Annotated in this window: 14 protein-coding genes, 1 tRNA gene and 1 pseudogene; 3 read left to right on the plus strand and 13 right to left on the minus strand. The window is 74.1% G+C overall.

All coding sequences use genetic code 11. The annotated features are described in order from the left end of the window. Positions 1-44: 44 nt before the first annotated feature. Genes LO771_RS27220 through LO771_RS27235 form a run of 4 tightly spaced genes read right to left on the minus strand, consistent with a single transcriptional unit; the run spans position 45 to position 4,615 of the window. On the minus strand, positions 45-881 hold the full coding sequence (locus LO771_RS27220; RefSeq protein ID WP_230747399.1) for a CDP-alcohol phosphatidyltransferase family protein: 837 nt from the start codon (positions 879-881) through the stop codon (positions 45-47). After that, positions 859-1,920, minus strand: coding sequence for an iron-containing alcohol dehydrogenase family protein (locus tag LO771_RS27225; RefSeq protein WP_230747401.1), 1,062 nt, complete (start codon positions 1,918-1,920; stop codon positions 859-861). The genes LO771_RS27220 and LO771_RS27225 overlap by 23 nt, the downstream gene beginning before the upstream one ends. Further along, positions 1,908-2,663: a sugar phosphate nucleotidyltransferase gene (locus LO771_RS27230; protein ID WP_230747403.1), complete on the minus strand. Its 756-nt coding sequence runs from the start codon at positions 2,661-2,663 to the stop codon at positions 1,908-1,910. The genes LO771_RS27225 and LO771_RS27230 overlap by 13 nt, the downstream gene beginning before the upstream one ends. Then, on the minus strand, positions 2,660-4,615 hold the full coding sequence (locus LO771_RS27235; RefSeq protein ID WP_374228263.1) for a DUF5941 domain-containing protein: 1,956 nt from the start codon (positions 4,613-4,615) through the stop codon (positions 2,660-2,662). Before LO771_RS27235 ends, LO771_RS27230 begins: the two co-directional genes overlap by 4 nt. Before the next feature lie 678 nt (positions 4,616-5,293). Between LO771_RS27235 and idi the strand changes: the two genes are divergently transcribed. Then, on the plus strand, positions 5,294-5,896 hold the full coding sequence (gene idi, locus LO771_RS27240) for an isopentenyl-diphosphate Delta-isomerase (RefSeq protein ID WP_230747405.1): 603 nt from the start codon (positions 5,294-5,296) through the stop codon (positions 5,894-5,896). 265 nt (positions 5,897-6,161) lie between these two features. Here the strand turns inward: idi and LO771_RS27245 are convergent. After that, positions 6,162-6,626: pseudogene (locus LO771_RS27245) on the minus strand (ATP-binding protein); the annotation flags it as partial. A 224-nt stretch (positions 6,627-6,850) separates the two neighbouring features. Then, positions 6,851-7,603, minus strand: coding sequence for an HdeD family acid-resistance protein (locus LO771_RS27250; RefSeq protein WP_230747406.1), 753 nt, complete (start codon positions 7,601-7,603; stop codon positions 6,851-6,853). Positions 7,604-7,785: 182 nt separating this feature from the next. Here LO771_RS27250 and LO771_RS27255 point away from each other — a divergent pair. Continuing rightward, positions 7,786-7,870: transfer RNA gene (locus LO771_RS27255), tRNA-Leu, on the plus strand. Between the two features lie 594 nt (positions 7,871-8,464). On the opposite strand, the gene drmC is transcribed toward LO771_RS27255, so the two are convergent. From drmC to drmA, 3 genes are read right to left on the minus strand one after another with little or no spacing between them, the layout of a single operon-like run. Further along, complete coding sequence (gene drmC, locus LO771_RS27260; RefSeq protein ID WP_230747407.1) at positions 8,465-9,226, minus strand: DISARM system phospholipase D-like protein DrmC; 762 nt, start codon at positions 9,224-9,226, stop codon at positions 8,465-8,467. Beyond that, positions 9,223-11,139: a DUF1998 domain-containing protein gene (drmB, locus tag LO771_RS27265; RefSeq protein ID WP_230747408.1), complete on the minus strand. Its 1,917-nt coding sequence runs from the start codon at positions 11,137-11,139 to the stop codon at positions 9,223-9,225. Before drmB ends, drmC begins: the two co-directional genes overlap by 4 nt. Further along, complete coding sequence (gene drmA / locus LO771_RS27270) at positions 11,139-14,999, minus strand: DISARM system helicase DrmA (RefSeq protein WP_230747409.1); 3,861 nt, start codon at positions 14,997-14,999, stop codon at positions 11,139-11,141. Before drmA ends, drmB begins: the two co-directional genes overlap by 1 nt. A gap of 248 nt (positions 15,000-15,247) precedes the next feature. Here drmA and LO771_RS27275 point away from each other — a divergent pair, with 248 nt between their 5' ends. Beyond that, positions 15,248-17,794, plus strand: coding sequence for a DUF262 domain-containing protein (locus LO771_RS27275; RefSeq protein WP_230747410.1), 2,547 nt, complete (start codon positions 15,248-15,250; stop codon positions 17,792-17,794). A 560-nt stretch (positions 17,795-18,354) separates the two neighbouring features. On the opposite strand, the gene LO771_RS31170 is transcribed toward LO771_RS27275, so the two are convergent. The 4 genes from LO771_RS31170 to LO771_RS27300 all read right to left on the minus strand — a co-directional run bounded on the left by LO771_RS31170 (position 18,355) and on the right by LO771_RS27300 (position 26,253). After that, positions 18,355-22,467: an AAA domain-containing protein gene (locus LO771_RS31170; protein WP_304944873.1), complete on the minus strand. Its 4,113-nt coding sequence runs from the start codon at positions 22,465-22,467 to the stop codon at positions 18,355-18,357. A gap of 250 nt (positions 22,468-22,717) precedes the next feature. Next, positions 22,718-23,026 carry a hypothetical protein gene (locus LO771_RS27290; RefSeq protein ID WP_230747411.1) on the minus strand — a complete coding sequence of 103 codons (309 nt, stop codon included), beginning with the start codon at positions 23,024-23,026 and terminating at the stop codon, positions 22,718-22,720. 301 nt (positions 23,027-23,327) lie between these two features. Beyond that, positions 23,328-24,803 (minus strand): hypothetical protein, encoded by a 1,476-nt coding sequence (locus tag LO771_RS27295; RefSeq protein WP_230747412.1) that lies wholly within the window; start codon positions 24,801-24,803, stop codon positions 23,328-23,330. A 196-nt stretch (positions 24,804-24,999) separates the two neighbouring features. Next, entirely contained in the window at positions 25,000-26,253 is a 1,254-nt protein-coding gene (locus LO771_RS27300; RefSeq protein ID WP_230747413.1) for a hypothetical protein, read from the minus strand. Positions 26,254-26,307 lie beyond the last annotated feature (54 nt).

Here is a 26,307-nt window from a genome sequence, read left to right on the forward strand (position 1 = left end):
GAAGGAGTCGGGGTCCGCGCCGGACGCGGCCGGCCGGGCGGCGCTCACCGGAGCCTGCTCGACAGGACGATGCTGGCCAGGTGCAGGAGCGTCTGGACCAGGGCGATCGCGGCGAGCACGCCGACCGCGACCCGGGTGAGCAGCAGGTCGCCGTGGACGGCGTCGGCGATCCCGGCGGCCAGGACGACCAGGGACGCCTCCACGCCGCCCACCAGGCGGTGGAACTTCAGCGCGGCGGCCGCCCGGCGGGCCCTGGCCACGCCGGAGGAGCGCGGCACCGAGGCGGCGTCCTGCACGGCGGGCAGGCCGCTGCGGATGCGGGCGACGTCCACCAGGTCCGTCTCGGCCTTGATCAGGATGGCGCCGAGCGCGGCGACGGTCCCGACGAACGCCCACTCCCAGTGGGCGGCGCTCCCGTCCCGGTGGAACAGGTCCGCGGCGCGCAGGCCGGCGCCGGTGAGCAGCGCAGCCTCGGCCAGGTAGTGGCCGACCCGGTCGAGGTAGACGCCGGTGACGGAGGTCTGCCGCCGCCAGCGGGCGACCTCGCCGTCCACGCAGTCCAGGAGCAGGTAGACCTGGATCAGCAGGGCGCCGAGGACCGCGCCGGCGAGGCCGGGGACGACCAGCGCCGCACCGGCGAGGACGCCGGTGAGCATCATCAGGTAGGTCAGGCCGTTCGGGGTGACCCGGCGGACGTTCACCAGCAGGCGGGTGATCCGCAGGGAGATCGACCGCATGTAGATGCGGCCGGCCCAGTGCTCGCCGCTGCGGCGGTCGAGGAGGCCCTCGGGGTGGACGGCCGCGCGGAGCTCCTCGACCGACGGGCGGCCGGCGGGGCGGGCGGGGGCGGGCGTCGGCTCAGCTGTTGACGGCTTGGACATAGTCGGAGTACGCGTCCCGGATGGCAGAAGGGTCGAGGTCGAGGTGCTCGAGGATGGTGAAGCGGCCCGGGCGGGTCTGCGGTGCGTAGTGGACCGCCTCGGTGAACTCCTCCTCGGAGAAGCCGATCTGAGCGGCGGTCACGGGGAGTCCGTGGCGCGCCAGGCTCGCGGCGATCAGTCCGGCGCCCTCGCGGTCGCCGCGCAGGAAGGTCGCGAAGGCCGCGCCGAGGCCGACCTGCTCGCCGTGCTGGGCCGACCGCTTGGGGTACAGGATGTCCAGCGCGTGCGAGATCTCGTGGCAGGCGCCGGAGGACGGCCGGGTGGAGCCCGCGATGTTCATCGCGATGCCGGAGAGCACGAGGGCCTCGGCGAGCGCGGTGAGCAGCGCGTCCTGGTCGAGCGTGCCGGGGTGGCGCAGCAGCGTCTCCCCGGCGGTGCGGGCCATGGCGACGGCCAGGCCGTCCACCGGCTCCCCGGTGACGCGCTGGGACAGCTCCCAGTCGGCGCAGGCGGAGATGTTGGACACCACGTCGCCGATGCCGGCGGCGACGAACCGGCGGGGCGCGTCGCGGACGACGTCGAGGTCGACGACGATGCCGATGGGGTTCGGAACGCCGTACGAGCCGCGGCCGGCGTCGTTGTCGAGGATCGACACCGGCGAGCAGATGCCGTCGTGGGCGAGGTTGGTGGCGACGGCCACCACCGGCAGGCCCACCCGGGCGGCGGCATACTTGGCGGCGTCGATGATCTTCCCGCCGCCGAGGCCGACCACCGCGTCGTAGTGGCCGGACCGCATCGCGTCGGCGAGCAGCACCGCGGAGTCCAGGGTGCCGTCGGCGACGGAGTACCAGTCGGCCCCCGGGAGCTGCGGCTCCAGGCGCTCGCGCAGCGCCGCGCCGGAGCCGCCGCTGACCGCCACCGCTATCCGGCCGGAGGTCGACAGCCGCTGGTCGGCCAGGACGCCCGCGAGGTCGTCCAGGGCGCCCGGGCGGATGTCGACGACGACCGGCGAGGGGATGAGGCGGGTCAGTACCGGCACGCGATCCCCCGGGCCTTGGCGAGGTCGTCGTGGTTGTCGATCTCGACCCAGGAGACCTCGCCGATGGGCTGCACGTCGATGCGCAGGCCGCGGTCGACCATCTCCTGGTAGCCGTCCTCGTAGTAGAGCTGCGGGTCGCGCTCGAAGGTGGCCTGGAGGGCGGAGGCCAGGTCGTCGGCGGCGGAGGGGTTGATCAGGGTGACGCCGATGTACTCGCCGGTGGCGTCGGCGGGGTCCATGAGCTTGGTGATCCGCCGGACGCCCTTCTCGGGGTCGACGACGACCTTCATCTCCTCGTCGGCGAGGTTCTTCACCGTGTCGAGGGCGAGCAGGATGCCGGGGGCGCGGCCCTCGGCGGTGAGGCGCTCGTTGGCCTCCAGCATCGTGCGCTCGACGGAGACGGGGTGCACGGTGTCACCGTTGGCGAGCACGAGGCCCTCGCGGAAGAGGTCGCGGGCGCACCACAGGGAGTAGGCGTTGTTCCACTCCTCGGCCTTGTCGTTGTCGACGAGGGTGAGGCGGACGCCGTACTTCTTCTCCAGGGCGGCCCTGCGGTCGTACACGGCCTCCTTGCGGTAGCCGACGACGACGGCGACGTCCCGCAGGCCCACCTCGGCGAAGTTGCCGAGCGTGAGGTCGAGGACGGTCGTCTCGCCGTCCACCGGCACCAGGGCCTTGGGCAGGGTGTCGGTGTACGGGCGCAGGCGGCGGCCGGCGCCGGCGGCCAGAACGAGGCCGATCATGCGGTGTCTCCTGTTTCGTCGTGGACTGCCGGCGCTTCGCCGCCGAAGACCCAGAAGCGGATGCTCTCGGCCAGGACGACGAGCGCCAGGACGGCGGCCAGTGCCGCCAGGGTGAGCTGCAGGGCGTGGGCTCCGGGGAGCCGGTCGCCCACCGGCCCGTGCGGGCTGCCGCCGTACGCGAACGCGGCGGCTGCGGTGAGCAGCAGGACACGGCCCTCGTGGCCGCCCGCCGCACGCACCAGCCATCGCGGCGGCGCCCCGGTGCCGCCGCGGATGCGGTACACCGTGTCGTAGTGATGGTAGGCGACGGCCGCGACCAGCCCGAAGGCGGCGGGGAGCGCGGCCCCGGACAGGCGGGCGGCCAGGCCGAGGACGGTGAGGTACTCGGCGGCCCGGAAGACGGGCGGGACCAGCCAGTCGAGCGGGCCGCGCAGCGGGCGGGCGACGGCCAGCGAGGAGGTCGCCAGGTAGCCGGCCGCGGCGGCCGCGGCCCACCAGGTTCCGGCGCCGCCGAGCACGCCCGCGAGGAGCAGCGCGGCGCCGAGGACGGCGACGGCGGGGGTCGCGTAGGCGGGCAGGGGGCGTGCGAGCGGACGCAGCAGGCGCGCGCCGACCTCCGCGAGCGGGCCGGAGTCGGCCAGCTCGGCCAGGGCGTCGGCGGCCCGGTCGGTGCGGGCCCGCAGGCGGGTCACCGAGCGCAGCACCCGGCCGGCGGTGGTGTAGCAGGCCGCGAAGGCGCAGCCGACGAGCAGCACGGTGAAGGTGGTCCGCGGGGTCGTGACGGCGGTGAGGACCGCGATCAGCGCCCAGCGCTCGCCGATGGGCAGGACGACGATGCGGCGCGCCCACACGGTCCAGCCGACCCGGTCCAGGCGGGTGGAGAGCTGCGCGGTGGGGCTGGTGTTGGCCGCGGCGTCGTGGTTGGCCTCGGTGAAGGAGAAGTCCACGACGTGGCGGCAGGTCTGCAGGACCATCGCGCCCAGGGCCAGCGCCCACACGTCGTCGCCGCCCACGGTGGCGCCGACGGCGAGGCCCACGTAGTAGGCGTACTCCTTGACCCGGTCGAAGGTGGCGTCCAGCCAGGCGCCCAGCGTGGAGTACTGCAGCGAGTAGCGGGCCAGCTGGCCGTCGGTGCAGTCCAGCACGAAGGAGGCGACCAGCAGCACGCCCGCGGCCGCGAAGCCGGGGCGGGTGCCGGTGGCGGCGCAGGCCGCGGCGAGCAGGGCCACCAGCAGCGAACCGGTGGTGACCTGGTTCGGGGTGAGGCCGCGTCGGGCGCACCAGCGGGCCAGGTACCGGGAGTACGGGCTGACGCAGAAGGTGGTGAAGAAGCCGTCGCGGGACTTCACCGCGCGCTTCAGCCGCACCGCCTCGTCGTCGACGGCCGCGACGGCGCGCTCGGCGTGGTGCAGGTCCAGGTCGTCGGCGGGCACGGTCGCGACCAGCTCGCCCAGCTCCGGGCGGTGGACCTCCGTCCCGGCGGCCTGCAGGGCGGCGGCGAGGGCGTCGGGCAGCACGGCGCCGGCGGTGCGGGCGGCCCGGTCGGCGGCGGCGCTGTCCACCATGACCGTGCGGCCGGGGTCGGCCTCCGGGCCGTCCAGCGCGACGGCGACGGTGGCCGCGGCCGGGTCGGCGCCCGGCTCGCCGCCCAGGTGCAGCATCCGGGTGGCGTCCTCGGCGCCCGAGGCGCGGGCGGCCAGCCGCTCGGCGGCGGCGGCGAGCGCGGCGCGGGCCTGGGGCCCGTCGGCGGTCAGCGCGCCGGGGACGGCGGCCGCGGGGAAGCGCGGGTCCGTGAGGCCGAGCCGCAGGGAGTGCCGGTGGCCGACGAAGCGGCGGTCCACCACGGCGACCCGCTCCCCGGCGGGGGCCTCGGCCAGCAGCCGGGCCAGCTCGGCCGGTCCGGCGGCGTCCAGGACCCGGCGGTAGCCCAGCGCGGCGAGGTCCGCGGACAGCGCCGGCCGCGCCCCGCTCGGGCCACCGCCCGCGGCGGGCGCGCCGCCCGGGGCGGGGCCGGTGAGGATGGCGGTGGACAGCGGAACTCACTCCCTAGGGGGGTGCGGGGGAAGCCGCCTGCCGGACGGACCGCGGGCAGGGCGGGGGCCGGGACGGTCGGCCCGGTGGTCGGTGTGTCGGCAGAGGCTACCGGATGGCCTGGAGGGAAACGGAAGGGGAGCCCTCCGGGTCCGGACGGTGCCGGCCGACCCGTGTCGATCATCTTCGCCGACCGCGGGGGCCGCGGACAAGCCGCAGGACAGGCCGCAGGACAGGACCGGGACGGGGCCGGGCCGGACGGCCCGGCGGAGCCCGCGGGACACGCCCGCCCGGCGCCTCCCGTCCCCCCGCCCCCACGCCCCCACGGGCGCCCGGCGGCCCGGCGGCTGCCGCGGCCCCGCCCGGCGGACCCGCCCCGGGGGCGCGCGGACCGCCCGTACCCCCCTCCCACCGGCGCGGACCGCGTGCGTCGGGCGGACCCCGGCCTCCCCGTACGGCAGACTGGGGCACCGGTGCCGTGGTGCACCCGCCGGGCACCGGCGGGTGCACCACGGCACCGGCCGAACCGCCGGACCGGGCGGCCGGGCCCGGGCACACGGCACGGGCGGCGTCCCGGCCCATGCGCCGAAAGGGGCCACATGCCGACCAGCGGAACGACGAGCCCGGCGACCGTCGACGGGGCTCCGCGCGACGCCCGCGAGGCGCCGGAGATCCTGCTCGAACTCGTCGACGACGAGGGACGCACCACCGGTACCGCGGAGAAGCTCTCCGCCCACCGGCAGCCGGGGCGGCTGCACCGGGCGTTCTCCGTCTTCCTCTTCGACACCGCGGGCCGGATGCTGCTCCAGCGCCGCGCCCTCGGGAAGTACCACTCCCCCGGGGTCTGGTCGAACACCTGCTGCGGCCACCCCTACCCGGGCGAGCAGCCGTTCACGGCCGCCGCCCGCCGCGTCTCCGAGGAGCTGGGAGCCGCCCCGGCCCTGCTCCGCGAGGCGGGGACGGTCCGCTACGACCTGCCCGACGAGGCGTCCGGCCTGATCGAGCGCGAGTGGAACCACCTCTTCGTGGGGCTGGTCACCGCGCCGCTGCGGCCGGACCCGGAGGAGGTCGGGGAGACCGCGTTCGTCACGCCCCAGGAGCTGGCGGCGCTCCGCGCCGAGCGGCCCTTCTCGGTGTGGTTCGGCACCGTCCTCGACGCGGCCCGCCCGGCCGTGCGGGAGGCGACCGGCGTCGACTGGTAGCGCGGGTGGCGGTGCGGGCCGGACGGCCGGGGGCGGAACGCGCCCGACCGTCCGCCCGGCCCGGCCCGCCCGGCCGCCCCGGTCAGCCGCCCTGCGGGGCCTGCCGTCCCGGGAGGCCGGGAAACCCGGGGAAGCCGTGGGGGGAGGACGGGCGGTCCGGCGCGCCCGGACCGGGGACGCCCGGCCGCACCGACGACAGCGGCTGCACGGACGGGGACGGGACGTGCCGGGCGGGGGGCGGGTCCTGCACGGGCCGGTCCGCCGGGATCGGCAGCGACGCCCAGACGACCTTGCCGCCGTTGGCGGTGCGCTCGACGTCGCAGGCGCCGCCCGCCTCCAGCGCGACCGCCTTGACCAGCAGCAGGCCCCGGCCCCCGGTGCGGCCGTGGTCGCTCTGCAGCGCCGTGGGTCGGTACGGGTGGCCGTCCTCCACGGCGATCCGCACCCAGCCGCCGCCGATGACCACCTCCACCACGACGCGGGGGGACAGGACGGCGGCGTGCTTCACGGCATTGGTGACCAGCTCGGAGACGATCAGCAGGAGCCCCTGGACCAGGTCCTCGCAGTGGGGCCGGCCGGCGATGCCCTGCGCCGCGAGCAGGTCCCGGACCGCGTGCCGCGCCTGCGGCACCGAGGAGTCCCGGGACGGGGCGGCGAACCGCCAGACCCCCTCGACCGGCCCGGGTCCGGTGCCGCCGGGGGCGGCCGGTGCGCCCCCGCTGATCTGCATCACGTCAAGCCGCCCTTCACGCCGCGGGCACGCGGTGCCCGGAGACCGCCGTCCGCCGCGGGTGCGACACCCGCGGCGGGCGGCCTCGTCATCCGAGGCTAGAGGGCGGCGGTCGGCGGCGGGCCGGTGACCGGAACTCGACGGATCGGGCCCGGCGGCGGCCCGATGCGACCGTTTCGGCACCTCATCGCAGAGCTTTCCGACCGGCGTGCGGACAGGAGCGGTCAGATGCCCATCGGCGGGGTGGAGGGCCGGTCCGGGCCCCCCGGCTCCGCCCCGGCGGCGTCCCCGCCGCGCCCCCGGTGCCGTCCGGGTGCCTCGGCGGCGCCGACCTCGCCGACGCCGGCCTCCCTGGCGTGCTCCCGCCCGGCCAGGTAGGCGTCCGCCTCGTCGCGGCGCCGCTCCTCGTCGACCCGGGAGAGCACCCGGCGGCCGCCGAGCCCGGTACTGATCAGGCTGAGGCCGTCGAAGAGCAGGGCCAGCGAGAAGAACAGGCCCAGGGTGTAGAGCGAGCTGCTCGGCCACGAGGCCAGGACCAGCGCGCCCAGCAGCAGGTCCAGGACGCCCAGGAAGACCGTCCAGCCCATCTGCGCGCCGCGCACCGCCATGCCGCCGACCACCCGGAAGACGCCGGCGGTGAGGAAGAGCAGGGCCGCGAAGAGCGTGAGGGCCGCGGCGGCGGCCTTCGGGTGGAGCACCATCACCAGGCCCGCCGCCAGGTTGACCGCCGCGACCGCGGCGCCCAGCCAGAAGAAGTTGTCCCGGCGGGACTGGAAGGCGTGGACCAGGCCGACCGTGCCGCCGATCAGCAGCAGGCAGCCGAAGAGCAGCACGGTGGTGAGGGTGGCGACCCAGGTGTAGACCAGGCCGACGACGCCGGCCACCACCAGCAGCGCGCCCAGGAGGACCAGTACTCCGAAACTGCGGTTCAGCCGGGCCTCCGGGGCTGCCCGCTCCTTGTCGTGCCTTCTCCTCACGGCGACCTCCACGGCCTCGGGGGGTGGACTGTCCGGACTGATCAGCCCTTACCCGCTAAGGGGTGGTCCATCCCGTTCCGCCCGGCTCCTGCGGGACGGATACGCAGGTGAGGAGGGGCTCGCGGGCCTGGTATTGTTTTCCCTGTCGCCGCGGGAAACGGAAACGGAACCGCGGACACCCTGTCCGGGTGGCGGAATGGCAGACGCGCTAGCTTGAGGTGCTAGTGCCCTTTATCGGGCGTGGGGGTTCAAGTCCCCCCTCGGACACAGACGGGGCGTTCACGGCAACGCCCCGAGGATTTCCATCGAAGTGGCTCCCCGATCCTGGATCGGGGAGCCACTTCGATGCCGAAGGATGCTTGCAGTCCTGCCCATCCAAGCCTTGGGGCGGTGGTGCGGCGCACGTCCGCTCTCAATGACCCGCCCGGCGTCCACACCGGGGATGCGACACCACGCACGGGCAGGTCCGGTACTCGGACACCCACGGCTGGATCCCCCTGGCCGTGGTCGGCCTCCTGTTCGCCACCCTGACCACTGGCATCGCCGTCCGCGCACCCGTCCTGTGATCTCCTCGGCGCTCGGACAGAACAATCGTTGCCGGATCCGTGGACGCCGCCTTCCGTGGTCTGCGGGCGGCCCTCTCCCCGGATGGCTGCTCCTGGCACGCCTGTCCGCCGGACCGCACCAGCCCGACAGTGAACACTGACTGGTGCCACAGCGAGCGGAGCTGCAGCGTCGCCCGAAGCCGGGAGACCGACGCACATCCGGCCGAGCAGCGTTGAACGGCGCTCTGCCTCCGGAGGCACGGGCCAGTCGAGGAGATGACCGCAGCGGCACACACCACTGCCCGCGAGAAGCGACTCAGCCCAGCGGCTTGAGGACACCGACGCGTTGCAGCTCTCTGATGTGCTCCGCGGCGCGTTGCGGAACACTCCCCCCGCGGACGACCACCCCGGCCTCGATGTTTCGCCGCGCCCCCGCGGACGTGAGATTGGCGCTGCCGAGGAAGAGCACACGCCGGTCGGCCACTGCGACCTTGGCGTGCTGGCGCGCGCCCGGAACCGTCCGCTCCCCCGCCGGCCAGTGCCACAGCTGTACGCCGGGCACCTGGCGGAACGCCTCGGCGGGTTCGGGCCCGTCGAGGAGGCCGGCCGCACCGAGCCGGGTCTCCACCACGATGTCGACCCGTACATCCCGTGCGGTCGCCGCGCGCAGTGCCCGGATCAGCGGGGGGAACGGGCGGGCCGAGTAGGTCATCGCCAGGATCTCCTCCCGGGCGTCGTTCACCACCTGGACGAGCACCTGGGCGGTCGCCCGTACCGGTACGCCCCGGCTGGACGGGCCGCTCCACACGGTGCGGACCTCCACACGGTCGCGCTGCTGGGTCCAGGCAGCCGTGAACCCGCGCAGGTAGGCGGCGGCCTCGTACGAGGTCACGCCGTCGGCGTCGGCCGCGTCCAGGAGCCCGGCGACGGCCGGGAGTGCCGCGGCGACCTGCACGGCGCCGAGCACGGACTCCCGGCTGCGCCCGCGAGCGAGCAGGCCGGCCAGCGACCTGGTCTGGACGGGCCCGAGAGCGGCCGCCGCCGCGGCGGCGGCCGCCTCGAACGCCCGGCGGCTCACGGCGCCAGCGCCTCGGGTGTCAGGACGATCCGGGGATCGGTGCCGAGCGGCACGAGGAAGCGCCGGTCCAGGAAGCGGTTGCCGCGCTCGCAGGTCGTCTCGGAGACGAAGAGGCACACGTGGCAGGCCGCGCCGTGCAGGAAGTCCGCCGGGGCGTGCGGGAGGCGCTCCGCGCACAGCGGGTCGGAGGAGCAGTGCGAGGCGTCGCGCAGCGCACGGCGGACGATCCGCTCGAAGTGCGCCTGCTCGGCCAGGGTCACCAGGCCGCCGAGGGTGCCCTCGGAGTCGGGCACGGCGGTGTAGATGAGGATCCCCGTACGGGGATCCTCATCGGTGCCGGCATAGATCCTCTCGGCGAGGCTGGCGGAGTTGTAGCCGCACTCCAGGGCGATGGTGCGGATGAGCAGGTGGGAGAGGGTGTGCAGGGCCAGGTAGCGCTCCCCGGGCCAGCCGTGCATCGGGTCGAACTCACCGGTGAGCCTGTCCGACCGGCGGTTCTCGCGGAAGCGACGGAAGGCGTCGCGGTGGGCGGCCACCTCGGGGGACTTCTCGACGCGCCCCACCCAGTCGGCCACCAGGTCCTCGCGCAGCCGCAGGAAGATCCCCTCGCCACGCACCTCGCTCGCCGGCACCCAGTTCTGCTGGGTGCGGCTGAGCGGAACGCGGGTGACGAGGCCGGGATCCTCGGCGTCCGGGGCGTCGAGCCGGGTGAAGCCGATGAGCGCCCTCGCCTCGCGCAGCCGCTCGACCTGCCGTACGTCGGCGAACAGACCGGTGAGGGCGGCCGGCACACCCGCGGGGACCACGGCGAAGTCGTCGGTGGGGGCGGGCCCGGGGGTGGCCGAGAGCGCCTCCCACTCCGGGGTGAGCAGGTCGGCCTGGGTGACGGCCGGGGGCGGTGCCTCCCCGCCGGAGAGCAGCGCCTCCCGGGCCTGGACGGCCGCAATGACCTGCTCGGGGTCGTACTGCTTGAGGTAACCGTAGGCGGGTGTCAGGGCGAACGCGTCGTACACCGGGCGGCTGGTCACCGGGGCGAGTTCCGTCCAGCGGTCCTCGACCAGCTTGGCGACGCCGTCGGAGGGCGCCGGGGGCAGGGCCAGCGTGCTGAGGGTGAGCGGGAACCAGTGGTTGGAGGCGCCTGCGACCATCAGCAGCGGCTGCAGGGCACAGCCCTCGGCGGCGAAGGAGTCCGACTGCGGGTGCCGGCCCCGGCACAGCGGCAGGTTCTGCCGACCGCGCACGCCCTGGGCCTCACTGATGTTACGCCTGGCCTTGCAGGCCAGGCAGCTGATGGTCACGTTGGCGGCCTGGTTGCCGCCGTGGTCCTCCATCCGCAGGCGGGGCTGGGGGACCTGCGGACAGTTCCCGCCCCCGTGGACGAACTCGGTGTACGGGAACTCGTCCAGGTGCCCGTCGATGCACACGAGGGTGAAGCGGGCGGCCACGGCGAGCGGCTTCTTCCTGCTGCGCTGGCGCTTGCCGCACTCGGTGTGCTCGAAGCGGGCCTCGTGCGGCGCGCGGGGAACGCTGTTGACGAGGCGGAAGACGCCCGAATCAATCGCGGCCAGGTCGTCGCAGGCGGTGCACCGCAGCCATTGCGGGAAGGGCATCACCGGCACGCCGACCGCCTGGGCCGCCAGGCCTTTGGGGTCGCTGTCCGCGCCCTCCAGCCAGGGGGCGGAGCGCAGTTCGGTCACCTTGGACGGGCCGTGCAGCTGGAGGGCGCGGTTGACGGCGCTGCGCAGCCGGGGCTCGTCCACCAGGTAGTCGTGGACGTTGTTGTAGACCCATGACTCCAGGCCCTTGACGAGCACGGAGAAGTAGGGGAGGTCGATCAGGGAGCCGACGCCCCCGGTGAACATGAGGTGACTGGGGCGGGCGGCGCCGACCCTGCGGTTGTAGCCGGTGCTCATCAGTCCTGTCCCTTTCGGTCGGTGCCGTCTGCCGCGGCCCCCTCACCCTCGGGGGGTGCGAACCGCCAGCCGGGTCCGGGGGGACCGGAGAGTGCGCCGCCGCCCGGCAGGAGGAGGTTGATCTCGTTCTCCGTCTCACGCATGGAGTTCGCGACGGTGAGCGGACCCCAGGGGCCGCCGTCGGCGCGGTCGAGGAGACCGACGAGCAGCCGGTCCTTGCGCTTCTCGCCGGTGTAGCCGAGGGCGGCGGTGTTCTCCCGCTTCTCGTCCCAGCGGTCCTTGAGGGCGTCGATGCGCTCCTGCAGATAGTCGCGGGCACGCTCGCCCCCGACCGCCTCGGCCCGCTGCAGCATGCGCTGCTCGACCCGGCGGGCGAGCGGGCCGTCCAGGTCCAGTGGGCCGGCGTCGGCATTGCGGGAGTGCTCGGCGTGGACGTGCCGCAGGGCGGCCACGTAGGTCGAGGCGGTGCCGCGGTCAAGGGCCCGGCGGGTGTACGGAGTGACGGACAGCGCCTCGACCTGCCGGTAGAAGGTGGCGTGGTAGTGCTCGAAGTCCTCGAAGTGGGCGAGGTCGCGGGGCCGCGACCAGTTGTAGAGGGTCACCACGAGGCCGGGCCGGGCGGCGTCGCGGCCCACGCGGGAGGAGGCCTGAATGTACTCAGCGGTGTTCTTGGGCTGGCCCACGACGAGCATCAGGCCGAAACGGGAGACGTCCACGCCGACCTGGAGCATGGAGGTGGCGAGCACCACGTCGACGGCCCGGCGCCAGTCGGGGGTCGCCTCGGCACGGGGCCTGCGCGGCGGCTTGCTGCCGAGCGCGTCGCGGTACTCCTCCATGAATGCCCTGCGGCGCACCGTGGTCTCGCGTTCCTGGTCGAACCCGGCCTCCAGCCGCTTGAGCGCCAGGCTGATGTCGCCCGAGGAGACCCGGGAGGTGAGCTCCTGGACGGTGAGCATCCCCGAGGAGGAGAGGATGCGCGGGGCGATCTCCTTGTAACGGCCCTTCCTGACCCGGACCCGGGTGGTGACGTCGTCGTCCAGGTAGCGCCGCATGCCGGCGAGTTCGCGGGTGGCGTTGAAGTAGCCGACCAGGGTCATGTACGGGTCGGCGGGCCGACCGTACTGGTCGAACAGCTCCTGACCGGCGCGGAGCAGGATCTCGGCGAGGCGGATCTCGGCCGCCTTGAGCCGGACGCCGTGTGCGCAGACGCCGAGGTAGCGCCGACCGGGGGCCTCCTTGCTCAGCGGTACCTGGCGGGAGAAGAAGGTGTCGCCGGCGTCGACCACCTGGGGCGGGAAGACGGCGACCTTGCGGCCGAAGACGCCGAGGACCTGCTCGCCGGCCCGCTTGGTGGTCGCCGTGGAGGCCACGATCTTGGGGCCGACACTGCGCCGCATGCCGTCCGGACCGGTGAACTCCCAGCTGCACAGTTGATCAACGGCGGACTCGAAGAGGCCGACGGTGGTGCCGAGCGCGCCGGAGATCAGGTGCAGCTCGTCCTGGATGATCAGGTCCGGCGGGCGCAGCCGGGTGACGGGGCGGGAGGTGACCGCGTCCAGGCCACCCCTGGCGCTGCCGCCGCCCCTGGCCTGGTGGCGGCCACCGCAACCGACCTCACTGTCGAGGTCGGCGTGCCGGTAGCCGTGGCGCGGGCACAGTTCGGTGACCCGACCGAACAACAGGCCCGCGTAACCGCGCCAGGGCAGTTGGGCGAGCTTGTCGACAGTGGCGATCAGCAGGCTGGGCGCCAGGCGGTAGATCTCCTCGTCGACGGTGAGGATGGGCAGGCCCTCGCCCGGGCTGCTGCGGCGCGAGAAGGGGCAGGGGTCCTCGCCCTCGCCGCGCGGGCAGTAGAGCAGGATGCGGCGGCGCCCGTCATCGGCGGCCAGGTCGCGGTGGGCGCGCAGGCCCTCGCCGCACCAGGGGCAACCGAGCACCTGCAGGACGTTGGCGCGCTTGCCGTCGCCGGCCTCCCTGGCCTCGGCGATCTGCTCGGCGGCGGGGGTGTACCAGTTGGGCGAGACGGCATTGCCCACCCACAGGCCGATCCGGAACGGGGTGTCGCCCCAGCGGCGGTCGCCGGCCTTCCATGCCTGCCGGCGCAGCACCTCGGTCGCGCACACCAGTGCGGCGGCGCGCTGGAACTGCTGGGCGGTCAGCAGGCGCAGGGTGTAGCGCATGAGGACGGCGACGCCCGCCTCCCCGCTGCGGGCCTCTGATCCGCTGCCGACCACCCCCTGCAGGCGGCGCAGCGCGAAGGCGTACGCGGCGAGGCCGAGATAGGCCTCGGTCTTGCCGCCGCCGGTGGGGAAGAAGAGAAGGTCGACAAGGGCCTCGCGGCCGGTGCCGCGGTGCGGGTGACCGGGCTCGGTGAGGGAGGCGAGGTTGAGCAGGACGAAGGCGAGCTGGAAGGGGCGCCAACTGGCTGCGGCGGCACCGCGCGCGCGAACGGTGGCCGCGGCATCGGCGTAGGGGGTGATGCTGCCGTCGGCGGCGGTGCGCTCGGCGGCGACGGCGGTGTTGCGGCGCTGCAGGGCCATCGCCAGGTTGGCGAAGCGGAAGGCCTCCAGGGCGACGGGGTCGGCTCCGAGCGTGTCGATACCGAGAGCGATGCGGTGGCAGACGTCCTCCGCCTCGGTGATGGCCGCCTCGGCGGAGGCACGCAGGTCGTCCGGCAGAGCGGCGGCACGCTCGCGCTGCTGCCCGAGCCACTCGAAGTAGCCGTCGGACAGCGGCTGGAGGACCGCGGCCAGCTCCTTGCGCCGCTCGGGGACGGCAAGTCCGGCGAGGGCGTCCATCGACAGTTCGAGGCCGGCGAGCAGCGGCTGGTCCGCAAGGGAGGGGGCCGTGGTGGCGGGCACGTCGTACTCGGGCAGCCAGGTGGTGGCCAGCGCATAGGCGTTGCGCTCGCCCTTGCGGACCTCGGCGTGGACGGCGACGTTGCGGCCGATCGCGTGGCGCAGCTGGTCGCGGTGGAGCAGCCGCAGCCGGCGCTCCTCCGGGTCCTCCGGGTGGCTGTCGGGACCACCGGGGGTGAGCGGGTCGTCGATCGGCAGGAAGACGGCGGCAGCGCCGTCGGGGAAACCGCAGACCTCCAGGCGGGTCTGGAAGAGCCAGTTGGCGTCGCGCAGCCGGGGGGAATCGTCCAGGGCGTTGACCAGGGCGACCTCGACGACGCGCAGGTCCTCGCCGTCCGGCCCGTGCGTACGGCGACGCACCTTGACCTCGAGCCGGACGTGCGGCCCCTCGATGCCGTCGCCCTCGAGCAGCTGGGGGGACTGGTCCCCGAGGTCGGCCACGCTGACGTCGCACTGGTGGGAGACCGGGCGGCGCGACCACGCGCGGCCGGTGCGGCCGTCCTCGGTGAGCGATTCGCTCTGGCTGTAGCGGCCCCAGGAGGCGGTCACGCTGACGACGCCGACGAAGGCGGGGACGACGAAGGACAGCCCCATGGAGGAGGCCCAGATGCGACCTGCGGCCTGAGGGGTCAGCCGCTCGGGGAGTTCGGCGTCCCGGGCGTCGCCGTCGTTGCCGGGTTCGGCCTCGGTGGACTGGGCGGCCTCCTGGGCCGCCGCCTCCCGCCCGAGCGGGGCGGGCTTGGGGCCGAGCATGCCGACCAGGTACTCGTCGCGGGGGCCGCGCGAGGTGCGGGGCAGCTCCTCGAGGTCCCCGCCCCAGGGGCCGAGGAGATCGCGGGAGATGTAGTCGCCCAGCCTGTCGCGGACGTCGTACGAGCCGCCGGGCAGGAAGGTCTGCGGCACGTCGTCGACGGGGTGCGGTACAGCGGAGGCGGCACCCTCCTGCAGGTCGGTCGGGGTGCGACCGTCACCGGCGCTGTCGGCGGGGAGCTGCTCCGGCATGGGCGGGCCCTCTCGGTGGGTGGTCCGGGCAGGTGAGGATACCGACCGGCACGCACCCGCACGGGACGGATCACCGATCACACGGCCAGCATTCCACAAGTTGACTCAGTTCACAACTTAAACTGCCCTTTCGGCCGGTCCGCAAGCACCTCGCGGACCATCGGACACCGCACCTGTCGGAGGCGGCCCCTACACTGCTCCCCCTCGGATCAGTCCTCGCATTCTTCACGACGGAGGGTCAGAGCGCAGTGCGCGCACAGGAGATAGCCTTCTTCAAACTCGTCCAGGGCGACAAGCAGTTCCAGGTCCCGCTCTACCAGCGCACCTACAGCTGGGGCCGCGAACAGTTGGAGCGGCTGTGGGACGACGTCTCGGAGCTGGTCGAGCAGCAGTTGGACGGCGGCGAGCCCTCCGCGCACTTCCTGGGGTCGGTGGTGCTCGCCCCCGGGCAGATCCAGGCCGGTGGAGTGCAGCGCTGGCTTGTGGTCGACGGCCAGCAGCGGCTGACCACCCTCATGCTCGCCTTCACCGCGCTGCGCGACCATTTCAGGGCCACCGGGGCCGAGCGGGCGGCGGACCGGGTGGACAGGCAGGTCCTGGTCAACGAGTTCCACGAGGGCCGCGACCACTACCGGCTGCTGCCGACCCAGGCCGACCGCGACGCCTACACCGCCTGCGTGGAGTCCACCCCTCGGGCGGGCGGCGGCGACAACATCGGCGCCGCCTACCGGTTCTTCCGCGGCGTCCTGGCCCAGGGCGAGGAGGCAGGCGGCGAGAAGTGGGCGGCCGCGGTGGAGACGGCACTGAAGGACCTGCTGTCGATCGTCGAGATCACCGCCGAGCGGGGCGACAACGTCTACCGCATCTTCGAGTCCATCAACAACACCGGCGTCGGCCTCAGTCAGAGCGACCTCCTGCGCAACTACGTCTTCATGTTGCTCCCCCGGACCGGCGAGCGCGTCTACCAGGAGCTGTGGCTGCCGATGCAGCAGCAGTTGGGCCCCAGGAACCTCGAGCTGCTGGTCTGGCTGGACCTGGTGGTGCGCGGACACAGCAAGGCCAAGCAGAGCGAGATCTACCGGGAACAGCAGAAGCGTCTGGAGCCGCTGGCCGGGGACGAGGAGGCGCTGCGGGAGGAGGTCGCCCACCTCGCCGAGCGGGGCGGCAGGCTGCTGCGCATCCTGGAGCCGCACCGCGAGCCCTCGCCCTCCCTGCGGCGGGCGCTGGAGCAGCTGGAGGCCTGGGGCGGCCAGATCCACTACCCGCTCGCCCTGCACCTGCTCGGCCTGGTCGACACCGACCGCGCCACTGCGGAGGAGGCCGCACAGGCACTGCGCTACGTCGAGTCGTACCTGGTACGGCGGATGATCTGCCAGATCCCGACCAACAACCTCAACCGGATCTTCATGGAGGCACCCAGGGAACTGGAGGAGGACCGCTCCCCGGCCGAGGCCGTGCGCCGCCTGCTGTCGGGTCGGCGCCGCAGGTGGCCCACCGATGAGGAGCTGCGACAGGCGGTGCGTACCAAGCCCTTCTACTGGGGTGGCCGGCCGACGCAGCGCATGCACGTGCTGCGCAGCCTGGAGGCGAGCCACGGTGCGAGCGAGCCGGTGGACTTCGACAAGGCGGCGCTGACCATCGAGCACGTGCTGCCCCAACGCCCTCAGCAGGCCTGGTTCGACCTGCTCGCGGAGGAGACCGAGGACGGCCAGACCCCGCAGGAGCTGCACGACCTGCTGGTGCACACGCTCGGCAACCTGACACTGTCGGGAGAGAACTCCAAGCTCTCCAACCACCCCTTCCGGCGCAAGCAGGAGATCCTCGACTCCAGCGCCCTGCGGATGAACCAGGAGATCGCCGCGGCGGAGCGCTGGGGCCGCGCCGAGATCCTGGAGCGGGCCGACCGGCTGGCGCAGCGGGCGATCACGCTGTGGCCGGGGCCGATCGGTGCGGTGCGGACGGCGGACGAGGAGTGGGCCGGCTGGGCGACCCTGCGTGCGGCGCTGGTCGCGATGCCGAGCGGCACCTGGACGACGTACGGGGACGTGGCGGAGCTGGTCGGCAGCCATCCGGTGCCGGTGGGCAACTACCTGGCGAGCAAGTCGGGGATCATCGGCGCCTATCGGGTGCTCACCTCGGACGGCCGGGTCTCGGCCGCCTTCCGGTGGCCCGAGGGCCGCGGTGAGGGGACGCCGCAGGAGCTGCTGGAGCATGAGGGCGTGCCGTTCGACGGTTCGGGCCGGGCGCACCGGTCGCGACGACTGGCCGCCGCCGAGCTGGCCACCCTGCTCGGCCGTGAGGTGCCGCAGGAGGGCCTGTCCGACCCGCTTCCGGATGCGGAGAACGCAGCAGCGGCCAGACGCTTCGAGGGCCAGCTGCGGGAGAACCAGCCGGAGGCGGCCGAGGGGGTGCTGGAGGCGCTGCGCTTCTGGGAGCAGCAGGGCGGCTATCGCGACTACGGCCGCACCGCGGAGACGAGCTGCTTCCCGATGCTGGACGCCGGCACCGCCACGCAGCAGCACCTCCTGTGGCCGCTGGCCCTGTACCCGGTCACCGGGACCGCGGAGGTCGTCTTCCAGTACCTGAAGAACATCAGCCCGTTCGACGACACGGCACTGCGACGCGAGCTGCTGGAACGGTTCAACCAGATCGACGGCATCGAACTGGCCGAGGCCAAGCTGGAACTGCGGCCGTCCTTTCCGCTGCAGGTTTTCGCAGAGCACAGCGGGGAGATCTGCGCGGTCCTGGAATGGTTCGTCCACACCGCGGCCCTGGACCTTGCCCTCCGGAAGTGACGCAGTCTGTCCCGGGTCGGCCGAGTGTCCGGCCGACCCGGAGCGGGTGGCACGTGCAAGGCCGGGAGTGCGGGCGCCCAGCCGACGAGCAGCTGGACCGCGTGGATCATCCGGCGGAAGGAGCGGCTGCGTTCCGCGGCCGCGGAGAGTTCCATAACTGCGGAGAACATGGCCTGGTGCAGGGTCTCCTTGCAGTGACCCCTGTGCCGGCACAGGGGTCACCGACGGACCGCAGGGGGCGGCACAGCTGCCCGCATGGCTCACCGTCCCTTGATCACGGCCTCGAGCAGATGGACGCGAACCGGGTTCACCAGCCAGGGCGTGCGGAGCCGGTAGCCGAGCAGCCGCCCCACAATGGCCTCCGTGTCAGGGGCCGGGTCGGATGCGGAAGCCGGGGAGGCGGCTTCGAGGGTGTCCGCGGTGTCGGCAGGACTCGCGGGCGGCGGGCGCATTCACCACGCTGCTGAGCGGCAGAGGCGGGCCGGCCGAGGAGGATCCCCGACCGGGCGGGTCCGCCGGGCGCGGGCTCGCAGCGGCCCTTCAGCCGTGTGCGCGGCGGTTCATCGGGCCGGCCTGCGCGCCGTCCTGACGGCGTTCTCCAGCGCCGCTCTGATACGCGGACCCATCCGGCTGAAACCCAGTTCCTGCATGGCCTCGCGGACCAGCTCCTCCTCGGTGCGCAGAAGCGTGTCGCTCTCGATCCAGCGGATCAGACCTACCAGCTGGCGCTCCGAGTAGGCCGTGATCGGCTGACCTCGGACGAGGGCCGGACGCCTGCCTCTGGCCGGCCCGGCCTCCGCCGGCGCGCCCACGGGCACATCCGTGCCCATCCGACGGGTGGGCCCGGTGGGGACTCCTGCGCCGGAACGCTGGGCCGGCAGGGAGACGGACTCGGCGGGCCCCGGGGACGGCGACGCCCCGTCGGCGGTCGCGACCGCCCTGTCATAGGCATCCCTCGCCCTGCGCACTTCACGCTCGGGGTCGCGGAACCAGGCGGTGGACCAGATCCGGTGGAACGTCCAGCCCAGTCGCTCCAGCTGTTCCTGCCGGAGACGGTCCCGATCCCGGGCGGTGGCGGAGGAATGATAGGTGGCTCCGTCGGCCTCGATGGCCAGGACCATGCGGCCGCGGTCCCGAGGATGCCGGGCGGCGAAGTCCAGCCAGTACCCGGCGACGCCCCACTGGGCGACGAGCGGGATCCCCTCGGCGGTGAGCCGGTCGCGGACGTCGATCTCGAAGGGGTTCAGGGCGGGCTTCTCGCGGGCGACCGTGCCGAGGTCGTTGCCGCCGGAGGCGGCGAACTCGATGTAGGAACGCAGCAGCTTGGCGCCCTGCGCCTTGAGCCGGTCCGGGTCCATGTCGTGGGCACCGAAGGAGCTGACGACGGTCATGCGGTGCCGGGCGCGGGTGACGGCGACGTTGAGCCGACGTTCACCACCGGTGTTGTTCAGCGGGCCGAAGCGGTAGAGCATCCGGCCGTCGGTGCTCTTGCCGTATCCGACGGAGAGGATGATCGCGTCCCGCTCGTCGCCCTGCACGCGCTCCAGGTTCTTGACGAAGAAGCGCTCCTCGCGATCCTCCCGGAAGAAGTCGTGCAGGTCGTCGCGCCCGTCGGTGGCGGCGCGGATCGCGGCTTCGATCCGGTTGGCGTGCTCGATGCCCATGGTGATCACACCGAGCGACTCGGTGGGGCGCTGCTCGGCGTGCTCGATCACCAACCGGACGACGCGGTCGACCTCGGCGCTGCCGCTCCTCTCCTGCCCGGGGACGGCCGGCCCCTGGTCCACCAGGACGTGGGACAGGGCGCCGTCCGGGGAGACGCCAGGGAAGGTGGTGAGCGAGGAGTCGTAGATCCAGGCGTTGGAGAAGGCGATGAGCCGCTCGTCGCGGCTGCGGTAGTGCCAGGTGAGGCTGCGCACCTGGAGCATGGCGCCGAGCACGTCGAGCACCGACTCGTACCCGGTGGTGTACGAGACGGCCGGCCGGCCGTCCAGGCTGTCGTCGGACACCTCCGGCTCCTCCTCGGAGGCACCGGAGAAGAAGGAGGTGGGCGGCAGCTGGCGCCGGTCGCCGGCCACGACGACCTGCCCGGCACGCATGATCGCGGGGATCGCCTCGGCCGGCACCACCTGGCTGGCCTCGTCGAAGATGACCACGTCGAAGAGCTGCCGGGCCGGCAGCACCTCGCTGACCACCAGCGGGCTCATGGCCCAGCACGGCTTGAGCCTCGTGAGCACCTCCGGCGCCCGGTCGAGCAGGTCGCGCAGCGACAGGAGCCCGCGCTTGCGGTTCGCCTGGGCCCGGACCAGGTCGGACTGCTCCGGGTGCTGCTGGAGGGCCTGGTGGATGCGCTCGGCCACGGCCCGCCTCACCCGGGGCGCCCCGGCACGGATGTGCTCGGTGTCGGCCTGGCGGAACCTGCCGACGGTGCCGTCCATCTCGACCGGGTCGAAGGCACCGTAGGCCGCATCGTCGAAGCCGGCCTGCTGCAGGAGTGAGGCGTGCCAGCAGTGGTCGTAGACGGCCGCCGCGGTGTCCTCGTCCACGCGGCGCCGGACCAGCTCGTCCAGCAGCGGCTGCAGGCCGAGGGCCGCGAGCCGTGTGCTCAGCCCGTGCAGCTCGGGGAGCCGGTGGAGTGTCGCCTCGTCGGCGGCCAGGGCGTCCAGCAGACGGCCGAGCCCGTCGAAGGGCAGAGTGTCGAGGCTGCGGCCGGGCAGTAGGGCGGCGAGGGCCGTCAGGCCCTGGTCGAGGGCGGTGAGCGCGGCGGTGGTGGCGGCGAGCAGCTCGGCATAGGAGTCGCGGTCGGGGGCGGCGCCCTCCGCGCCGAGGGCCTTCCACTGCTCGAGCTGGGCGGACGCGTCGGAGAGTGCCGTGTGCAGCTCGCGTCGGCGCGGCGGGGCCTGCAGCGTGAGGGCCCTGGCCTGCTTGCGGAGCGCACGGCGCCGGCCCCAGGCCATCTGCACGCCGTGCTCCTTGCGCCAGCTGCCGGTGGCGGTGGCGGCGGTCAGTGCATCCAGCTCCCCCGCGAACGCCTCATGGCGCAGGACGGCGAGGCTCTGCTGCACCCGTTCCAGCAGTCCGGCTGCTGCACGCAGCTCCTGTGCCGTGCCGGGTACCCGCAGGGAGGTGCCGACGGCGAGGTCCTCCGCGGCGCGACGGGCCGCGGGCAGGAGGGTGCCGCGGAGCTCCGCCAGCGCGGTCGACGCCCTCCTGGCGGCGTCCCGGTCGGTCACGGTCCGCCGGGCCGGGTACCAGGGTGAGCTGTCGGCGGACAGCGTGGTGCCGCCCAGGGCCGCGAACCGGGCCAGGTCGTCGCGCGCGCCGAGGTGGGTCTCACCATGGAGGCGGGAGAGCACCGGGCCGCTCAGCCGCTGGTCGGTGGCCGCGTACGACCGGGTCCCCAGGCAGCGGTTCTGCGCGTCGGCCAGGGTGGTGCCCCAGGGGCTGCGGGGTCGGTGCATCAGGGCGTCGTGGTGGGTGAGGCGGGTGCGGCGCTGCGTCAGGGTCCGGTGGAGCTCGGTGTTGTCGGGCAGCGGCGTGCGTCCGGCCCGGGTGAGGGCGGTGGACAGGTCCTGCAGGATGCGGCGGCGGTCGCCCGCACCGCCGTGGAGGTCCATGACGAGGTCGTCGAGGCCGACCTTGTCGAGCCGGCCGAGAACGGCGTCGATCGCGGCCCGCTTCTCGGCCACGAACAGGACCTTGCGGCCCCGGGCGGTCAGTGCGGCGATGAGGTTCGCGATGGTCTGGCTCTTGCCGGTGCCGGGCGGCCCCTCGATGACGAGGTTGTGTCCGGCGAGCACCGCGTTGACGGCGTGGCTCTGCGAGGAGTCCGCGTCGAGGACGAGGAACTCGTCGGAGGGGGCGGTGGTGTCGGGGAGGTCGAGCTGTACGTCGCCCATGTCCCGGCGGACGGCGCGCGCGGCCTCCTGGTCGCCGGCGAGGGCGGCGACGACGTCGTTGCCGGCCAGGAGGGCGGTGGCGTTCTCCAGGTCGTGCACCATCGGCAGCTTCGCATAGGTGAAGTTCCCGACGACGGTGCGGCCCATGACGCGCAGTCCGGGGACGGCCCGCGCCGCGGACCGCAGGTGGTCGACCGCCCGAGCGGAGTCGGCTGCCGATTCGGCCAGGTCGACCAGCCTGTCCGGGTCCACCTCCACACCGAAGCGGCGCTTGAGGAGGTGGAGCAGCGGCAGGTTGGGCTGGGCCTCGTCGGCCACGGTGAGGGTGAGGTCGCCCTGGCCGAGGCCGGACTGCTCGATCCGCACGGGCCACAGCAGCGCGGGGGCCGCGGGCGGGCGCGCCGCCTCGGCGTCGTCCCAGGTGACGAGCGCAGGGACCAGGTAGGCGGTGAGGATGCCGCGTTCCTCCAGGAGCTCCTGGGCCCTGCGGTGGACGGTGCGGGCCCGCTTGAGGGCGTCCGGCTGCTGGTCCTCGTCGAACAGCTGGGAGATCCGCTGGGTGCGGCCCTGCAGGAGCGAGGCCAGGGCGCCGGGGCGCGCCCGGCCGAGGTCCAGCGTGCCCGCGGTCAGGTCACGGTAGAAGAGCAGCGGGTTGCGGGCGCTGGGATCGACGAGGGTGTTCGTCCAGGTCTTGACGGCCTGGCGGACCAGGCGGGTCCGGGCGTCGGACGGCCCCGCCGAGGCAGGCCGGCCGGGATGCTTGTGCTGGGTCATGGGCGTCTGTCCCGGGGAGGCGGTAGGGAAGGTGTCGGCAGCGAGTGGCCGTGGGCTCGCGCCGCCTGGCATGCCCGGCCCGTCCGGACAAACGACTTGCGTTGACCGCGTTCACATCATATCGCCGACCCGTACCCCCCTCCAGGGGTCGGCGGGGTCCCGGCGTCGACGGCATCCCGCCGGTGGCGGGACTGCGCGGGATCGGGCGCCGTCGGCGGGCCGCACCGCCGGCGCCCGGCTCCCGGCCTCGCTACTTCTCGTGCGGACGGAGCGGGTGGTCGCGCAGGGGGCTGCTGCTCGGTGGGACCAGGGCGCGGACCGGCGCGGCCGGCACGGCCTGCACGATCCGGTGGGACGGCCTTGCTGCGGACTCGCCGGGCGCGAGGAACACGGCCCTGGTCGAGCCGCCGCCCCGGGACGGGGCCGCCGTCTGCGCCGCGCGCGACCGGCGGAGGTGGCTGGGGATCTGTCCGGCACGGATGGCGGCGGCGCGCTCGTTCGCCGCCCGCTTCGCGGCCGCCTTGCGCTTCCGCTTTGCTTCACGGGTCTCGTTGGCCATGGTGGGAGCCCTGCCTGTCGGTCGAGGAGGTCCGGGACTGCCGAGCACCGCGTCCGGGGTGGGCGAGGAACCTCGCCCACCCCGGACGGACACTGACACCATGTCACGCGTTGACTGAGCTCACAATGGAAACGTCGAAAGTGGGTAGGTCGACTCCGGATCTGTGGGGTCGCGACGGCCGGCCGGCTGCACGGGAACGGCGGGAACCGCCCGCCCGATCCGGCAGGCGGGCAGGCGAGCAGCCGGACAGGCAGGACAGCCGCAAGGGCGGGGGGCGCCCCCGCACCCACCGCCGTCGACGTCACCGTCCGGCGCGGTGGCCGGCGGGCTCCGGCAGGCCGAGCGCGGCCAGACGGGCCAGGGCGTGCTCCTCCCACTGCTCGCACAGCTCCGGGGGCAGGGGGACACGCACGGTGCGCAGGACCCGGAAGGAGTGCGGGCCGGCCGGGTACAGGAAGTCCAGGCGGGCATGGCCGAGGCGGGCGAGCAGCAGGAGCTGCCCCATGTCGGAGCGGCTGGACGGCCGGTAGCGGAACGGCAGCCGCAGCAGGCGGGCGGCGGGTTCGCGGCGGGGCGGCCCGACCTCCAGGTCGCCGGGGTCGTCGGCGTCGAGGGCGAACTCGGTGAGGCCGTCGCGCTGGAAGTCCAGCGCCGCCCGGATCCGCGCCTCGCCGTCCACCACGGTGAACCACCACGGCACCGAGCCGAGCACGCCCTTCCAGGTGGGGTCGATCAGGCCGCGACGCTCGGCGGCCGCCTCGCGCAGCCACCCCTCGACCTGCACGCCGGGGCCCCGGGGCGCGGCCTCGCCCAGGTAGTCGTCCTCGCCGGCCAGCGGCGCCGGGTACGGGTCGGGGAAGGCCGGTCCCCGCTCCTGCATCAGCCGGACGAGGGCCTCCTCGCCGTGGTCGCGGCCCGTGCGGAGACCGAGAGGGGCGCGTTCCATCGGCGAGAGCAGCCCGACGACGGCCCCGACCACGTCCTTCTGGTAGGTGCGGGCGAGTGCGGCGGTCCGGTGGAGGAGGTCGGGGCCGAGCCGGGTGCGGCGGTTGCGTTCGCAGAGCTGCCCCGCGGCGACGGCCAGCTCGCTCTCCCCCCACAGCGTGGCGAGGTGGGGCAGGTCGTTCAGTTCGTCGGGCCAGGCGGCCATGCGGGCGCGCTGGGCGGCGAGGACCTCCGGCGCGGCGACGAGCTGCCGGACGAGCCCGGCGACGTCCGGGTCGGCGGTGCGCCCGGCGTACTCGGCCAGCGACGCGCACGGCCCGGCGGGGTCCGGCGGGCCGTCGCAGAACCCCTCGAAGCGGGTGCCCCCCGGGATCCGCCAGCGGTCGGCCAGCTCGCGGACGGTCCGGTTCCAGCCGGTCTCGGCGGTGCGGCGGCGGGCCCACTCGACGAGCAGGGCGTCGTACAGGCCGGGCAGGCGCCAGGACCAAAGAGCGGGCTTTCCGGCCTCGCGCAGACGGATGAACGCGACACCCAGGGCCTGCCAGAGGTTCCGCTCGTCGTCGGGGCCGGTGCCCAGGAGGGCGGCGGCGTCGGGAAGGAAGGGCGGCACCGAGCGCGCGGTGGACTCGGCGAGGGCGACCCGGACGAGGACGGCAGCCGCGACGAGGTCGCGGCCGCCCAGGTCCCGCGGGACGCGGACGGAGAGCTGGGGCGAGATCTCGCCCAGCGTGGCGGCCAGGTCCCGGACCAGCCGGTCGAACCACCCCGCCCGACGGCGGGCGAACCCCTCCCCCAGGGTCTCGGTCGGTGCGCTTCTGATGCTGTCGTACACGGTGCTCTCCCCTGGCACTGGACCGACGACGGGCGCCGCTCCGCACGACGGATCTGCCGGCGGAGCGGGTGGAGCGTACTGGGTGTGCGGACGACCCGTTCGGAGCCCGCCGCGGTCGAGGGTGCGGACGGGACGGAGCCCGGATCCGCCGCCCCGGCGGGCAGCGGTCCGCCGCCGGCGCGTTCACGGCGGCGCCTCAGCCCTCGGCGTCGTGCTCCCCGCCGCCCCCGCGCCGGCGGAGCACCCGCCCGGCGACGCCGTCGGAGAGCCTGCCCGTCACCGACCTGGCCCGGTCGAAGGTCTCGTTGCCGAGGCGCTTGGCCGCGTTGACGCCCTCCACCCCCGTCTCGAGCACCTTGTCACGGGTCTCCACGGCTGCGTCCACCCACCGGCGCCCGTCCAGGGACTGCCGGCCGCTCTCGATGCCGAGCCGGCCGTGGAAGTCGACGACGGCGGTCTCGACCTGCCTGCCCGACTGGACGACGGCCGGGGATGCGTTCGGGTGCAGCAGCACCTTCGCGTTGGCCGTGCCGACGGCCGCGTCCACCCGGGCCAGCAGGCGCCCGGTGCTCTGCGCGATGAGTTCCCGGCGGTTCTGCCGGGCAGCCCTGAGCGCCAGGCGGTGCTGGTCCAGCTCGAGCGGGGAGACCTCCAGCACGCGGTCGAGCTCGAGCACTGCGGACGTGTCGTACAGCTGGAAGCAGCGCGCCAGGACGGCCAGCCACTGCCCGGCGGCGGACTCCACCTCCTTGGACACCTTGACGAGATCGCCGACGGCGGTCCTGCGCTCCATGCTCTCGGCGAGCGCGTCGAGTTGGAGCAGCGCGTAAGCCTGGGTCCGGGCAATCGTCATCGGCGCGGCCTGCACCCTCGACCATGTGATCTCGGAGACCCGGCCCACCTGCTCCCGGACGATCATGGCCTCGTCGAGGACGAGGCCCGCCCCGATCATGTCCGCCAGCACCGCGTCCTTCTGGGCGCGCAGCACGTCCTCGACCTTCTGGTCGATCACGGCGAGGTAGGCGGCGATCTCCTCCATCCGCTGCTGCGAGGCGAGCTGCGCCATGAGCCCGGCGGCACCGGACAGGATCGCCGGGTTGGCGAGGAACGAGCCGGGGGTCCCCGCGAACTGGACGATCTCCTTGATTCTGCCGTTCTTCGCCATCACGACGGCGCGGCTGACGCCGTCGTGCGGGCCCTTCATCAGCTTGTACTTCTTCATGGCCTGCGCGGACTGCTCGGTCAGTTTCACCCAGCGACCCGAGTTGGCCGCGATCTCGGAGGCCGCGTGCGCGGCTCCGGACAGGGAGCCCAGCATGGGGCCGAGCCTCGGCAGCCCGAGGTCCTTCGACGGCAGCTTCTCGGCGGCGAGGAAGCGTTCGACGGCCTCCGGGCGTCCGATGACCGCCAGGCCGTCGTCGTCCTTGAACAGGTGGATCTGATTGTCCATCACGGGCTCCTGGAGTGGGTCTGCGCAGGGGAGGGCGCGGGCGGGCAGTCCACC

The organism is Streptacidiphilus sp. ASG 303 (assembly GCF_020991365.1).
In the GTDB taxonomy this organism is placed as follows: domain Bacteria; phylum Actinomycetota; class Actinomycetes; order Streptomycetales; family Streptomycetaceae; genus Peterkaempfera.

Excerpts from the sequence above, each read along its gene's own strand:
- drmA (WP_230747409.1), bottom strand. The coding sequence starts at position 14,999 with ATGCCGGAGCAGCTCCCCGCCGACAGCGCCGGTGACGGTCGCACCCCG.
- LO771_RS27290 (WP_230747411.1), bottom strand. The coding sequence starts at position 23,026 with ATGGCCAACGAGACCCGTGAAGCAAAGCGGAAGCGCAAGGCGGCCGCG.
- LO771_RS31170 (WP_304944873.1), bottom strand. The coding sequence starts at position 22,467 with ATGACCCAGCACAAGCATCCCGGCCGGCCTGCCTCGGCGGGGCCGTCC.
- LO771_RS27230 (WP_230747403.1), bottom strand. The coding sequence starts at position 2,663 with ATGATCGGCCTCGTTCTGGCCGCCGGCGCCGGCCGCCGCCTGCGCCCG.
- idi (WP_230747405.1), top strand. The coding sequence starts at position 5,294 with ATGCCGACCAGCGGAACGACGAGCCCGGCGACCGTCGACGGGGCTCCG.
- drmB (WP_230747408.1), bottom strand. The coding sequence starts at position 11,139 with ATGAGCACCGGCTACAACCGCAGGGTCGGCGCCGCCCGCCCCAGTCAC.
- LO771_RS27300 (WP_230747413.1), bottom strand. The coding sequence starts at position 26,253 with ATGGACAATCAGATCCACCTGTTCAAGGACGACGACGGCCTGGCGGTC.
- LO771_RS27220 (WP_230747399.1), bottom strand. The coding sequence starts at position 881 with ATGTCCAAGCCGTCAACAGCTGAGCCGACGCCCGCCCCCGCCCGCCCC.